Raw genomic sequence first — 13,865 nt, forward strand, 5'->3', positions numbered from 1 at the left:
TCAGCCCCTCGTGCTGTCCTGGCTGTCCTGTGCCTTGCCCGCGCTGCTGGCCGATGCAGCGCCAGATACCGGCTGCGGGCGGCCGAAGTGGTAGCCCTGGCCGTAGTCGCAGCCTAGTTCGCGGAGGAAATCAGCCTGCTCGAGTTGTTCGATGCCCTCGGCGAGTATCTTCAGATCCAGGCTGTGGCCCAGCGCGATCACGGCGCGGGCGATGGCGGCGTCTTCGGGATCATTGGGCAGGCCACGGACGAAGCTCTGATCGAGTTTCAGCTTATCCACCGGCAGGCGTTTCAAGCGGGCCAGCGAGCTGTAGCCGGTGCCGAAGTCATCGATGGCCAGGCGTACGCCCAGGGCACGCAGACGGGTCAGCAGCAACTGGGCGGCGGCCGGATCTTCCATCACAGCGCTTTCGGTGACCTCCAGCTCCAGTTGGGAGGGGTTCAGACCCGTGTCGGCCAGCACCTGGGCCACTTTCAGATCGAGTTCGCCGCGGCTGAACAGGCGGCTGGAAATGTTCACCGCGACGAATCGCGGTGAACCGCCCTGGGCATTCCAGCGCACCATCTGGCGGCACGCCTGCTCCAGCACCCAGCTGTCGATGGCGCCGATCATGCCGTTGTCTTCGGCGATGGGGATGAACTCGGCCGGAGGCACCAGGCCGCGCTGCGGATGCTGCCAGCGTACCAATGCCTCCATTCCCACCTGACTGCCATCTTGCAGATCGTGCAGTGGCTGGTAGTAAACCCGCAGTTCGTCGTTGTCGAGGGCATGGCGCAGACTGCTGGCCAGTTCCACACGTTGCCTGGCGTAGTCGGTCAGCTCCTGGACGTAGAAGGCATAACCTTCACGGCCGCTGCTCTTGGCCTTGAACAGTGCCGAGTCGGCATTGCGCAGTACCTGCTCTACGCTATCGGCGTCCCCGGGGAACAGGCTGATGCCGATACTGGCACCGATATACAGCTCGTGCCCATCCAGGCGAAAGGGTGACTCCAGGCAGCGCAGCAGACGCTGCGCCAGTTCGGCCGCTTGCGGGGCTTCGGCGCAGTTCTCGCACAGCAGGCCGAATTCGTCACCACCCAGGCGCGCGAGGGTGCTGCCGCTGGGCAGATCCTGCTGCAGGCGCTCGCCCACCCCCTTGAGCAGAAGATCGCCGACGTTATGGCCGAGGCTCTCGTTGATGTGCTTGAAGTGGTCGAGGTCGATCAGCAGCACCGCGCCGCGCAGCTGTTCGCCCGAGCTGCGCTCCAGGGCATGCGCGATCCGCTCGGTGAACAGCAGGCGGTTGGGCAGGTTGCTCAGCGGGTCGTGGTGAGCCAGGTAGTCCAGCTCGCGTTGCGAGCGCTTGAGGGCAGTGATATCGGAAAACACCGCGACGTAATGACTGACGCGTCCTTGTTCGTCGTGGATGACGCGGATGCACTGCCACTGCGGGTAGATCTCCCCGCTCTTGCGTCGGTTCCATACCTCGCCGCTCCAGGCTCCGCGGTTCTGCAGGGCGTGCCACAGACTTTGATAGAAGGCCGTATCGTGACGGCCGGACTTGAGCAGGTTGGGGTGCTGGCCAAGGATTTCATCGGTGCTGTAGCCGGTGATACGGCTGAACGCCGGGTTGACGTGGACGATGCGCTGCTGCGGATCGGTAACCAGCACGCCTTCCTGGGTCGCATCGAAAACCGCCGCAGCCTGGCGCAGGCTGTCATCGTTGGCGCGTTGTTGGGTGATGTCGCTGGCGATGCCGAGGAAGCGCTGCGGCTGGTTCATCTCGTCGCGCAGCAGGCGGCCGCGCGAGTGAATCCAGCGATAGCTGCCATCGGCGTGGCGCAGGCGGTAGATGTTCTCGTAGTGATCGGCGTCCGCTTCGGCGCCGAGTGCCTGCAAGGCGCGCTCACGATCATCCGGATGCAGGCGCTCGGCCCAGTCTTCACGGGTATTGCCCAGCGCCTGAGGCGTGAGGCCGAGCAGCGCGGCGTAGCCTTCGGAGAAGAACACCCGACGTTGCGATACATCCCAGTCCCACAGGCCGTCATGGGTGGCGTCCAGCGCCAGGCGCAGGCGCTCCTCGTTGCCGGCCAGTTGCAGGCGGGCTCGACGGTACTGCTGGGCATGCCGACGCAGCACCAGATACAGCAGGGCGGCCGTGAGGGTGACGAAGACCAACCCTTTGAGTGATTGCAGGCGTTCCTGCTCAGCCACGGACAGACCGAGGGCCGCCAGCAGGTGGTCGCTGAGCAGAATCCACAGCCCGGCAAGCAGTAGGTAGCCCAGGGTCAGACGCAAGGCGGCGGTGTCGATACGCATGGGCAGGCAATTACGCTCACTGTTATTGCTGGGCAGTATAGATGGGTCATGGCTGAAACATTCTTATCTAAAAGACCAACTGGTTTTCTGCTATGGGTCAGGGATAATGATTCAAGGTTCGTCCTTGTAGGACAAGCCGCGTTTTCCTTTCAAGAGGCAACAGCGTCCATGTGGTACAACGGTTTACTCGACCTTTCGGTCTGGCAGCTGGTGGCTGCGACTTTGCTGATGACGCACGTGACCATTGTAAGTGTCACCGTCTATCTGCACCGCTACTCCGCGCACCGTGCACTGGAACTGCACCCCGCGCTCAAGCATTTCTTCCGTTTCTGGCTGTGGTTGAGCACAGGCCAGAACACACGCGAGTGGACCGCGATTCACCGTAAACATCACGCCAAGTGCGAAACTGTCGACGATCCGCACAGCCCAGTCATCAAGGGCCTTGGTACTGTGTTGCGCAAAGGTGCCGAACTCTATCAGGAAGAGGCCAAGAACCAGGAAACCCTGCGTATCTATGGCAAGAATTGCCCGGACGACTGGATCGAGCGCAATGTCTACAGCCGCTTCCCCATCGGTGGTGTGACGCTGATGGCGGTGATCGACCTGTTGCTGTTTGGTGTGGCCGGCATCACCGTATGGGCGATCCAGATGATGTGGATTCCGGTCTGGGCGGCAGGTGTGATCAATGGCCTGGGTCATGCCGTAGGCTACCGCAACTTCGAATGCCGCGATGCCGCCACCAACCTTGTGCCCTGGGGCATCCTGATTGGCGGTGAAGAACTGCACAACAACCATCACACCTATCCGAACTCGGCCAAGCTGTCGGTGAAGAAGTGGGAGTTCGACATGGGCTGGGCCTGGATCAAGCTGTTCAGCTTGCTGGGACTGGCCAAGGTACAGCGCGTTGCGCCTATCGCTCACCGTGTCGAAGGCAAGGGGCATCTGGACATGGACACCGCCATGGCCATCCTCAACAACCGTTTCCAGATCATGGCGCAGTACCGCAAGCTGGTCATCGCGCCGTTGGTCAAACAGGAAGTGGCCAAGGCTGACGCGTCCGTTCGTCACCTTTTTCATCGCGCCAAGCGCTTGCTGTCGCGCGAACCGAGCCTGCTGGAAGAGCAGCATCACGCGCGCATCGCCGACATGCTGGCGCAGAGTCAGGCCCTGAAAGTGATCTACGAGAAGCGCCTGGCACTGCAGCAGATCTGGGTCAAGACCAGCAGCAATGGGCATGACATGCTCGAAGCCATGAAGCAGTGGGTGCATGAGGCCGAGGCCAGCGGTATCCAATCGCTGCGCGAATTCGCCGAGCAACTCAAGACTTACTCGCTACGTCCTGCCAACGCGACCGCCTGATCGCCTCACGCGATAACCGAAGGCCCGCCGAACTGGCGGGCCTTTCTATTTGTCCAACGCCTCGCACTATGCTCAATAGATATTGATTGCGAGGGATTGGATGGCTGCTGTGATGGATGATCAAGGCAACGCTGTTTCCGAGTTGGAAGAACTGACCTTGGCCCTGCTGCACAGTCGAGCCGAGGTGGAGCGCCTGGGCGAGCGTGAGCAGTTGTTCAGCAGCCTGCTCGGCAGCGTCAACGCCGTGCTCTGGGCCTTCGACTGGCGCGAACAGCGAATGATCTACGTCAGCCCTGCCTACGAACGTATCTTCGGGCGCTCTGCTGCACTGCTCCTGGCCGATTATGGCGAGTGGCGCAACAGCATCTACCCGGATGATGTCGATTACGCCGCCCAGAGTCTGGCCAAGGTGCTGGAGACCGGTGCGGTGGAGTCGCGGGAATACCGCATTATTCGGGCCGATGGCCAGTTGCGCTGGCTTAGCGACAAGTGCTTCGTCAGCCCGCGGCCTGGTGTGGATCAGGGCAGCGTAATCGTCGGTATCGCCGAAGACATCACCGAGAAGAAGCGCCTGGAAGGCGAGTTGCATCGCCTGGCCACCACCGATGTTCTGACTGAGAGCAGCAATCGTCGACATTTCTTCGAATGCGCCCGACGCGAGTTCGCCCACGCTCGCCAGTTCGGTAGCCCGATGGCCTTCCTGCTGCTTGATCTGGACGATTTCAAGAAGATCAACGACCAGTACGGCCATCAGACCGGCGACCAGGTATTGCAGCGCCTGGCTCACTGTGGTGCTACCACCTTGCGTCGCGGTGATCTGTTTGGCCGTATCGGCGGCGAGGAGTTCGCCGCGTTGTTCCCTGGCTGTGAGCCGGATGTCGCGCTGCAGGTGGCCGAGCGGCTGCAGCGCGAGGTACAGCGGCTCTCGTTCCAGCACGAGGGCACGAATTTCGGTATTACCGTCAGCCAGGGCCTGACCAGCTTGCTTGCGACCGACGCCACTCTCGACGCGCTCTATGCGCGCGCCGACGTGGCCATGTATGCGGCCAAGCGGCAGGGCAAGAATCAGATCGTGGTTGGTTGAATGGCGGTTTTTCGCCATTTGAGTGAGTTCGATAGGCAATAAGTTGCCTATCGAATGACTGTCATCAGGGTGTCACCGTGTTGACTGGAAAGTGTAACTTCCCGTGGCTGCGGCTCTTGCCCATTACTGCTCCCGTTCTGGCACGCAAACTGCTCTAGCACTCGCTATTCAAAGCCGGCCAATGGATGCTGGCGCACAATAACAACGATGCGAGTGCCGACTATGACCCGACCTGCCCGTCTCCTTCTGCCCCTCTGTCCGGGCCTCCTGTTGTTATCTCTTTTCTGATTTTCGTTCGCCTCTGGCGCGGCAACCTTCTGCCGTGAGGTCGTGCGCCTGGGCGTTCACCCCATTCGTCTCCGAGCCTGCCTCTTCGTGCCGAAGTCAGTGCTAGGAGTCGATGCGTCACCTTAAACACACTGGAGAGAAACATAATGAGAAAGACCTCCCTGGCACTGGCCGTAGCCGCCAGCACCCTGGGCCTGAGCCAAGTGGCCTCCGCCGACTTCATCGGGGACAGCAAGGCCAACCTCACCCTGCGCAATTTCTACTTCGACCAGAACACCAAGAACACCGCCAACAACAACGGCGAGGCCAGCGAATGGGGCCAGGGCTTCATCCTCAACTACCAGTCCGGTTTCACCGAGGGTACCGTTGGCTTCGGCGTTGATGCCGTTGGCATGCTGGGTGTGCGTCTGGACGGCGGCGGTCGTGCTGGTAAAACCGGTCGTGATCGCACCCCCGGCGCTCTGTTCCCGCTGGAAAGCGATGGCAGCGCGGTTGACGATTTCAGCAAGGGCGGCCTGACTGGCAAGGTTCGTGTTTCGAAGACTGAGGCTCGCATCGGTACCCTGATGCCGAAACTGCCGATTCTTGTCTCCAACGACGGTCGTCTGCTGCCGCAGATGTTCGAAGGCGGCATGATCACTTCCAACGAAATCGACAACCTGACCCTGACCGCTGGCCAGATCGAACATGCCGTTGGCCGTGCCTCGAGCAACAGCACCAGCCTGGCTGTGGACGGTGGTAGCCAAGCCTCCAACAAATTCTATTTCGGCGGTGGCGATTGGAAGATCAATAAGGATCTGACTGCTCAGTACTACTACGCCAATCTCGACGATTACTACAAGCAGCACTTCGCCGGTCTGGGCCACAACCTGGCGCTGGGTGAGGGTAGCCTGAAGACCGATCTGCGTTACTTCCGCACCACTTCCGACGGCAAGAACGGCAGTGCTGCTGGCCGCGCTGGCGGTTACTCCGCTAACACTACCTTCGGCGATGGTACCGGTGAGATCGACAACAACACTTGGAGCGCCGCCTTCACCTACACCCTGCAAAGCCATGCAGTGATGCTGGGCTATCAGCGTGTCTCTGAAGACAGTAACTTCGTTCAGCTGAACCAAGGCGGCCTGGTTAATGAAGGTGCCGGCGGTGCAAGTGTCTATCTGCTGACTGACCGTCTGGCTCACAACTTCACCCGCGCCGGTGAGCGCACCACCTTCGGTCAGTACAGCTACGATTTTGCTGGCGTCGGTGTACCGGGCCTGAAGGCCTCGGTTGCCTACCTGAAGGGCACTAATGTTCAGCGTGCCGACGGTACTCAGGCAAAAGAGTGGGAGCGTGACGTCGCTCTGGATTACGTGTTCCAGGATGGCGCTCTGAAAGGCCTGGGTCTGGGCTGGCGCTACGGTGTGCTGCGTGGCAATGCTGCAACCGACGTCGACCAGAACCGTCTGATCGTTAGCTACACCCTGCCGCTGCTGTAAGTCATAAGGCTGAAAAAAAGCCCGCCTCCTGAAAGGGAGGCGGGTTTTTTATTTAAACAAGAGAAACACCTGATGAAGCCGATCCGTAGGGAGAGCGCCATGTGTTCCGGCGCTTTGGCTTGGTGCTGGCGTCGGTCGCGGAATTGGTGCGCACGGCGCACCCTACGGTTTACTCCTGCTTTCCTGTTGAACTGGCGAGGATGGCACTGGCCAGCGCCATGTCATCGGCGTCCTGCAACTGCGGATTGTCGCTGCGCAGCTTCTGCAGCGCGGCCTCCAGGTGTGGGCCGCGAATTTCGCCAGCGCTGGCGACGAAGCTGCTCGCGTCCTCTTCGGCCGCGGCGACCAGCTTGCGATCCTTGAAGGTCAGGTAGGTTGAGGCGGTGGTGGCGCCCGAGGAGAGGATGTCGCGCAGCATGCCATCGGCTGCTGCGGTCTGGGCGATCAGGCAGGCACTGAAAGCCAGTGCGGCGCGGCTCGTTACACGCATGATGAAACTCCTGTGGGGTGGTTCCTAACCTAGGAGTGACAGATGCCGCTTGTGGTTCCTTGTAGGCGATGGCCGGTTGCCAGGCAGGTCAGTTCCTGGCCCTGTTGGTGCGATGCTGATGTCGCCACCAGAGCAGTGCCGAGAGCAGCGCCAGCGTACCGAACAGCAGAAATTGCCAGGCCCAGGGCAGTTCCGGGAATAGGTAGGTCAGCGCGCCGACGATAACTGCTACCAGACCGACCCAGAGCAGGTAGCCGCCAGCGCCGAACACTTCGAGAATCAGCAGCAGGGTGGCGAGAGCCACCCAGTCCCAGAACGACAGGTGTTGAAGATAGGTGATCATGAGAAAGTGCTGAGACCCGTTCCAGGGGTATGGTTCGCCCGTCCGCCTGTGTGCATTGCATAGACTCCATTGCCAGATCAATGAATCTAAGCACAGCCGCTAGCGGTCTGCCGCCGACCCCTTCGCAAGGTGGGCAAATGCCATGCAATTGGTGAGGGCTTGATCATGTTCGAACGCTTGCTGCTACCACTGCTCTTCGTTGCTCTGGCGTTGGTTGGGCAGCACGTCTTAGCCAGCGAGCTACAGGAGGCATTGCAGCGCGCAGCGCCACAACTGGATGGCCGGGTGTTGCAAGCTGCGCTGCAGGCGTTGCACTGCGCCGAACGCGATACGCCGAACAAGGCCAGTCGCCTGGCAGTCATCGACTATTCGAGGCCTTCGCTGGAGAGGCGGATGTGGGTGTTCGATCTGAGCCGGCGGAGTTTGCTGCAGCGCGAGTTCGTCGCGCATGGCCGTGAGTCCGGCGAACTCTTCGCCGAGCGCTTCTCCAACCTGCCAGGCAGTCATCAGTCGAGTCTCGGGCTGTTTCGTGGGGCCGAGAGTTATCGTGGCCGACATGGTCATTCACTGCGCCTGGATGGGCTGGAGGCAGGGCTCAATGACCTGGCACGTGCCCGGGCACTGGTGATCCATGGCGCTGATTATGTAGCGCCGGATTGGGTGCAGAAGTACGGGCGTATGGGGCGAAGCCTCGGCTGCCCGGCCGTGCAGCAAGAGGTGATCCGGCTGGTGGTGGATCAGCTCGAGGATGGCCAGTACCTGTTCGCCTGGCATCCGCAACTGGCCGAGGATCGCTATCGCAGTTGCGCGACGCTCAGCGCTGCTCGCTCTGTGGAGTGACGCGCAGCACTTCCTCGATGGTGGTCAACCCGGCGGCGACCTTCTGTGCGCCAGACAGGCGCAGGCTGCGCATGCCGTCCTTGAAGGCGGCGCGGCGCAGTGCCGTGAGATCGGTGTCGGCGGTGATCAGCGGCTTGATCGTGTCGTTGAGCAGCATGATCTCGTAGACGCCGGCGCGGCCGCGGTAGCCGGTTTCGCGGCATTCCAGGCAGCCGACGGCATGGTGCGCCTGAGTCGGCAGGGGCGAGCTCCAGGGCCGGGTCAGGCCGTTCCAGGTGTCTTCGTCCAGTTGCACCGGTGCCTTGCAGTGCGGGCACAGGGTGCGCACCAGGCGCTGGGCCATGACGCCGAGGAGAGTGGCCTTGAGCAGGTAATGTGGCACGCCCAGTTCGAGCAGACGGGTGATGGCGCTGGGCGCGTCGTTGGTGTGCAGGGTGGACAGCACCAGGTGGCCGGTCAGTGCCGCCTGGATGGCCATTTCGGCAGTCTCAAGGTCGCGGATCTCGCCGACCATGATGATGTCCGGATCCTGGCGCATCAGCGCACGTACGCCGCTGGCGAAGTTCAGGTCGATGTTGTGCTGCACCTGCATCTGGTTGAAGGCCCCTTCGATCATCTCGATCGGGTCTTCGATGGTGCAGACGTTCACTTCCGGTGTGGCCAATTGCTTGAGCGTGGTGTAGAGCGTGGTGGTCTTGCCCGAACCGGTGGGGCCGGTCACCAGGATGATGCCGTTGGGCTGGCTGGTCATGCTTGCCCAGCGACGCAGATCTTCCGGTGAGAAACCGAGCTGATCCGGGCTTTTCAGCAACACCTCGGGGTCGAAGATACGCATCACCATCTTCTCGCCAAAGGCGGTGGGCAGGGTGGACAGGCGTAGCTCCACCTCGTTGCCGTCAGGCGTCTTGGTCTTGACCCGGCCGTCCTGTGGTTTGCGTTTCTCGGCGATGTTCATGCGGCCGAGGTTTTTCAGGCGGCTGACCACCGCCATGGTCACCTGTGCTGGGAACTGGTAGACGGTGTGCAGTACGCCGTCGATGCGAAAACGCACCGTGCCCTGCTCGCGGCGAGGCTCGATGTGGATATCGCTGGCGCGCTGCTGGAAGGCGTACTGGAACAGCCAGTCGACGATGTTGACGATGTGCGCGTCGTTGGCGTCCGGCTCCTGATCCTGTGCGCCCAGGCTGAGCAATTGCTCGAAGTTGCCGACGCCGCTGATCTTCTGGTCCGTGGCATTGGCACCACTGACCGAGCGGGCCAGTCGATAGAACTCGGTGGTAAAGCGCTGGATATCGCTGGGATTGGCCACCACGCGTTTGATCGGGCGCTTGAGCACGTGTACCAGGTTGGCTTCCCAACTGTGCACCAGCGGTTGGCTGCTGGCGATGGTGACACTTTCACTGTCGACCGCTACGGCGAGGATCTTGTGGCGTTGAGCGAAGGCGTAGGACATCAGCGGGGTGATGGCCGGCACGTCGATTTTCAACGGGTCGATGCGCAGGTAGGGCTGGCCGGAGAAGTCGGCTAGCCAGACGGTGAGCGTTTCCAGGTCGAGCTTCTTGCCCGGTCGTTTCTGATCGTCCACCTGCTGCGCGGCGAGAAACTCCAGTGGGTGCTGGGTGTTGTTCAGCGAACTGCGGCGAATCGCCAGGCACTGCTCGGCCACTTCCTGCTCGACCCGACCCTGGGTGACCAGCTCGCGCAGCAGATCGCCGAGATCCAATACACGGTCTGGGGCGGTGGCAGCAAAAGCGGACATGCGGGCTCCTCGGTTGAACATCCTGGTCAAGCATAGCTTCAGGCGGTGTTGCCGCGCGCTCGGCAAACCTCATCAGCCACTAGGATGCCCGAAAAGCATGACCGGGGCGAAGGCTGCGGCGTGATCTGCTAGCCAGTGCGCAGGGCTACCTGTTCCAGGTTGTGATCGAGGTGGCGCCAGTCCACCTGCCATACGCAAACCAGGCCGCGCAGTTTCTCGGCCAGTACCGCGGCACGGTGCAACGACACGCCGCTCAGTTGCAGCACGATCTGCAGGTCGTTGTCCTGGCGTTCCACCTGCAAGTGTTGAGGCAGCAGTTGCAGTTGAGCGAACAGCCCGAGCAGCCGGCACAGCACATCGGCATCGGCCTCGGTACGCAGAAGATATTCCACGCTCTGTTCGGGACGATCCTGCCAGGGATCGCGACGGGCGTAGGCTGCTGGAAAAGGCGTGGCGTTGGGCATGCTGGCATCTCGCGGAGGATTTGTTCCAGTTTCATCCTTCGTGAGGCAAAAGTTCTGCCTTGTTTTCTGTGTATTTACACCATTTCTGGATAGTCTTGCCTTATTGTATGCCTTTTAGGGATTTTTTATGTCAGTCGTTCTCGATACCTACGATCAACGCATTCTGGCGCTGCTGCAGGAGGATGCAGGGCTGTCCACCAATGAAATCGCCGAACGGGTCGGGTTGTCGCAGTCGCCGTGCTGGCGACGCATCCAGCGCCTCAAGGAGGAGGGTGTCATTCGCCGTCAGGTGACCTTGCTCGACCGCAAGAAGGTTGGTTTGCACACGCAGGTGTTCGCCCAGGTCAAGCTCAATGCCCATGGGCGTTCCAATCTCACCGAGTTTGCCGAGGCCATGCGCGAATTCCCGGAGGTGTTGGAATGCCATGTGCTGATGGGCTCGGTGGACTTCATGCTGCGCATCGTTACCCGTGATATCGAGGCCTATGAGCGCTTCTTCTTCGAGAAGTTGTCACTGGTGCCGGGTATCCAGGAGGTCAACTCGATCGTCGCGCTGTCGGAGATCAAATCCACCACCAGCCTGCCGCTGGCTTAGAGCAAATCGACATCTGCGCGCTTGATGGGCGCGCTTTCCACGCCACGCCTGGGTGTTGGCGGGGTGAGGCCCATGGAGACATAGATGCTGGTCAGCTGATCGACGCCCATTTCCGCCGGGTGTATCCATTCCTGCGGCACGTAGAGCAGGCCGCCACCGATTGGAATGGGCGCGGTTGATACTAGGACGGCGCAATAGGGGCGTCCTTCCAGCTCCACGGTTTCCGAGCTGGGGCGTAGGGCGAGTACCGCTACGCCGTCACCGCCGAAGAAGCACCAGACCGGTGCCATGGTGGTGATATCCGGGTTCTTGCTCCTGTCCAGCAGGCCGACGAAGCGGTCGGCCAGGTTATAGAAATTGCCGATCAGTGGCGTGCGGCGCAGGGTGCGGTCGAACAGCCAGGACAGTGGTCGGCGCAGCCCCAGTTGTACTGCCAGGCCAAGCGGATAGAGGCTGGCCAGCAATACCAGGCTGCCGAGCAGGTAGGCCAGGTAGCTGTTGCTGGAAAACGGCTGGCCGAGGGCGGCAAAGAGCTGGCCGATCAGCGTCGAGGGGCCGACCAGGCGATTGAGCAGGCTGAAGATCCAGGCCAGCAGGGCCAGGGTGAGCGCCAGAGGGAGCAGGGATAAGAGGCCGGTCAGCCAAGTGGCGACGATGGATTTCAGGCTGCTTCTGATCATGCATCCGGGTTCCTAACAAATTCCTAGTTGGGGACTTTACGTCAAGCAGAACGACTCTGCGCAATCATCCGCACCGGATGCGTCTGGATAATGGCAACAGCGCTTTTCCCGGACGAAAAAAAGCCCGGCACTAGGGCCGGGCGGAGGAGGTACACAGAGGTACCGAAGTAGCAGTCTGTCTGGCTTACATACCCAGGAACTCGGGCAGGCCCAGCGAAATGAATGGCACGTACGTGACCAGTATCAGGAAGCCCAGCATCACCAGCAGCCACGGCGATACGGCGCGCACTACGCGGGTCAGTGGCATTCCCGTAACCGCCGAGGTGACGAACAGGTTGAGGCCGGTTGGCGGGGTGATCAGACCGATTTCCATGTTCACCACCATGATGATGCCCAGGTGGATCGGGTCGATGCCCAGTTGCATGGCGATCGGGAACAGGATCGGTGCCAGGATCAGGATGATCGCCGACGGCTCCATGAAGGTACCGGCGACCAGCAGGACGATGTTCACCACGATCAGGAACTCGATCGGGCTGAAGCCCTGATCGACGACCCAGGCAGTGATCGATTGCGGGATCTGCTCGGTGGTCAGCACGTGGGCGAAGAGCATGGCGTTGGCGATGATGAACATCAGCACCACGCTCAGCTTGCCGGCCTCGACGATGACTTTCGGGCACTGACGGAAGGTCATGTCCTTGTGGATGAAGATCGCCACGAAGGCGGCATACACGGCCGCCATGGCCGCCGCTTCGGTCGGGGTGAACATGCCGGAGTAGATACCGCCGAGGATGATCACGATCAGCAGCAGCCCCCAGATCGCGCGACGGGCGGTGCGTAGCACTTCGCTGAACGAGGCGCGTGGCAGCGAAGGCATATCCTTGACGTGGGCGATGATGTAGATGGTCACCATCAGGAACACGCCCAGCAGCAGGCCTGGAACCACACCCGCCATGAACAGCTTGCCAACCGAGGTTTCGGTCGCAGTGGCGTACACCACCATGACGATGGACGGCGGGATCAGGATGCCCAGAGTACCGGCGTTACAGACGATACCGGCAGCGAAGTCCTGCTTGTAACCGGAGCGCACCATGCCGGCGATAACGATGGAGCCGACCGCTGCCACAGTGGCTGGCGAGGAACCGCTCAGCGCGGCGAACAGCATGCAGGCCATGATCGCGGAGATGGCCAGGCCGCCCTTGATGTGGCCGACGCAGGCGTTGGCGAAGTCGATCAGGCGGTGGGCCACGCCACCAGTGGTCATGAACGCGCCCGCCAGCAGGAAAAACGGGATCGCCATCAGGGTGTAGTGTTCGCTGGTTTCGAACAGCTTGATGGCCAGCGAACGTACGGAGTCGTTGCTGAACATCAGGATGGTCATGGCCCCGGACAGACCGAGGGAAATCGCCACCGGAATGCCGATGAACATCAGCGCGAACAGGGCGATGAACAGGAAAGCGATGGTCATCGTTTGATCTCCTCGGCCTTGGTTTCTTCGGCGATCTTGAGCGCGTCTTCGGCTTCGCCGTGACCGCCCAGACCCAGTTGCTCGTTACGCAGGATGCGCACGAAAACCTGAAGGAAACGCAGGAACATGAGGGTGAAGCCGATGGGCACGATCATCACGATATGCCATTGGCTGACGCCGAAGCGGTCAAGGTCTTCCGCGCCGGTGCCGATGCGGTAGAGCACGGCGACCCACTGCTCGCTGGAGTAGGCCATCAGCACGCAGTAGGCCAGGCAGATACTCACGGCGATCAGTGCAACGGTCTTCTGCAGCGGTTTGGAGAAGTTGCGTACCAGCATATCGACGCCAATGTGGGCGCCAATACGTACGCCCCAGGCCAGGCCGATGAAAATCAGCCAGCCGAACATGGCTTTGGTCAGGGCGATGCTCCAGGTCATTTCCTGGGAGATGAAAAGAATGCCGTCACCGATGGCGAACAGGGCGCCTTCAGCGAAGGGGAATGAATCGGCGAGCGAATAGAACACTGCGTAGAGGTTGTTGACCAGCACGTAAATGCAGGTCACCAGGGTCATGCCTGCGAGCAGGAATGCGACCAGGATTTCCTCTAGCTGGTTCCAGACACGTTCGACGGCGTGCATAGGAAGTTCTCCGTCAGTCGGGCGGGCGACGAATGGGACAAGAATAGGGCACGGGACGCTCTGGCGGCGTCCCGCGCGGGGTAC

At 61.2% G+C, this 13,865-nt stretch carries 13 protein-coding genes; 5 read left to right on the forward strand and 8 right to left on the reverse strand.

Going from position 1 to position 13,865, the window contains the following annotated elements; translation table 11 throughout:
• Positions 1-2,298 carry a phosphodiesterase DibA gene (dibA, locus tag C7A17_RS12295; RefSeq protein WP_106738298.1) on the reverse strand — a complete coding sequence of 766 codons (2,298 nt, stop codon included), beginning with the start codon at positions 2,296-2,298 and terminating at the stop codon, positions 1-3.
• A 168-nt stretch (positions 2,299-2,466) separates the two neighbouring features.
• On the opposite strand from dibA, the gene desA reads away from it, so the two are divergent.
• From desA to C7A17_RS12310, 3 genes are all read left to right on the forward strand, one after another.
• Positions 2,467-3,657, forward strand: a complete 1,191-nt coding sequence (gene desA, locus C7A17_RS12300) for a delta-9 fatty acid desaturase DesA (protein ID WP_106738299.1) — start codon at positions 2,467-2,469, stop codon at positions 3,655-3,657.
• Positions 3,658-3,769: 112 nt separating this feature from the next.
• Positions 3,770-4,741, forward strand: coding sequence for a GGDEF domain-containing protein (locus tag C7A17_RS12305; RefSeq protein ID WP_106738300.1), 972 nt, complete (start codon positions 3,770-3,772; stop codon positions 4,739-4,741).
• 434 nt (positions 4,742-5,175) lie between these two features.
• Positions 5,176-6,507, forward strand: a complete 1,332-nt coding sequence (locus C7A17_RS12310; protein ID WP_106738301.1) for an OprD family porin — start codon at positions 5,176-5,178, stop codon at positions 6,505-6,507.
• 169 nt (positions 6,508-6,676) lie between these two features.
• On the opposite strand, the gene C7A17_RS12315 is transcribed toward C7A17_RS12310, so the two are convergent.
• On the reverse strand, positions 6,677-6,997 hold the full coding sequence (locus C7A17_RS12315) for a DUF2388 domain-containing protein (protein ID WP_106738302.1): 321 nt from the start codon (positions 6,995-6,997) through the stop codon (positions 6,677-6,679).
• Between the two features lie 88 nt (positions 6,998-7,085).
• Complete coding sequence (locus tag C7A17_RS12320) at positions 7,086-7,340, reverse strand: NfeD family protein (RefSeq protein ID WP_106738303.1); 255 nt, start codon at positions 7,338-7,340, stop codon at positions 7,086-7,088.
• Positions 7,341-7,505: 165 nt separating this feature from the next.
• On the opposite strand from C7A17_RS12320, the gene C7A17_RS12325 reads away from it, so the two are divergent.
• The gene (locus C7A17_RS12325) at positions 7,506-8,180 is read left to right on the forward strand and encodes a murein L,D-transpeptidase catalytic domain family protein (RefSeq protein WP_106738304.1); all 675 of its coding nucleotides are present in this window, start codon (positions 7,506-7,508) and stop codon (positions 8,178-8,180) included.
• Here the strand turns inward: C7A17_RS12325 and tfpB are convergent.
• Positions 8,155-9,939: a type IV pilus assembly ATPase TfpB gene (gene tfpB / locus C7A17_RS12330; RefSeq protein WP_106738305.1), complete on the reverse strand. Its 1,785-nt coding sequence runs from the start codon at positions 9,937-9,939 to the stop codon at positions 8,155-8,157. The genes C7A17_RS12325 and tfpB overlap by 26 nt on opposite strands.
• Before the next feature lie 128 nt (positions 9,940-10,067).
• On the reverse strand, positions 10,068-10,403 hold the full coding sequence (locus C7A17_RS12335; RefSeq protein ID WP_106738306.1) for a hypothetical protein: 336 nt from the start codon (positions 10,401-10,403) through the stop codon (positions 10,068-10,070).
• A gap of 127 nt (positions 10,404-10,530) precedes the next feature.
• On the opposite strand from C7A17_RS12335, the gene C7A17_RS12340 reads away from it, so the two are divergent.
• The gene (locus C7A17_RS12340) at positions 10,531-10,998 is read left to right on the forward strand and encodes an Lrp/AsnC family transcriptional regulator (RefSeq protein ID WP_106738307.1); all 468 of its coding nucleotides are present in this window, start codon (positions 10,531-10,533) and stop codon (positions 10,996-10,998) included.
• On the opposite strand, the gene C7A17_RS12345 is transcribed toward C7A17_RS12340, so the two are convergent.
• From C7A17_RS12345 to C7A17_RS12355, 3 genes are all read right to left on the reverse strand, one after another.
• Positions 10,995-11,678 (reverse strand): DUF502 domain-containing protein, encoded by a 684-nt coding sequence (locus tag C7A17_RS12345; RefSeq protein ID WP_106738308.1) that lies wholly within the window; start codon positions 11,676-11,678, stop codon positions 10,995-10,997. The two genes, C7A17_RS12340 and C7A17_RS12345, sit on opposite strands and share 4 nt — an antisense overlap.
• A 184-nt stretch (positions 11,679-11,862) precedes the next feature.
• Complete coding sequence (locus C7A17_RS12350) at positions 11,863-13,143, reverse strand: TRAP transporter large permease (RefSeq protein WP_106738309.1); 1,281 nt, start codon at positions 13,141-13,143, stop codon at positions 11,863-11,865.
• Positions 13,140-13,781, reverse strand: a complete 642-nt coding sequence (locus tag C7A17_RS12355) for a TRAP transporter small permease (protein WP_106738310.1) — start codon at positions 13,779-13,781, stop codon at positions 13,140-13,142. The genes C7A17_RS12350 and C7A17_RS12355 overlap by 4 nt, the downstream gene beginning before the upstream one ends.
• Positions 13,782-13,865: the final 84 nt, after the last annotated feature.

The sequence above is a fragment of the Pseudomonas mendocina genome (genome assembly GCF_003008615.1).
Classification (GTDB): domain Bacteria; phylum Pseudomonadota; class Gammaproteobacteria; order Pseudomonadales; family Pseudomonadaceae; genus Aquipseudomonas; species Aquipseudomonas mendocina_C.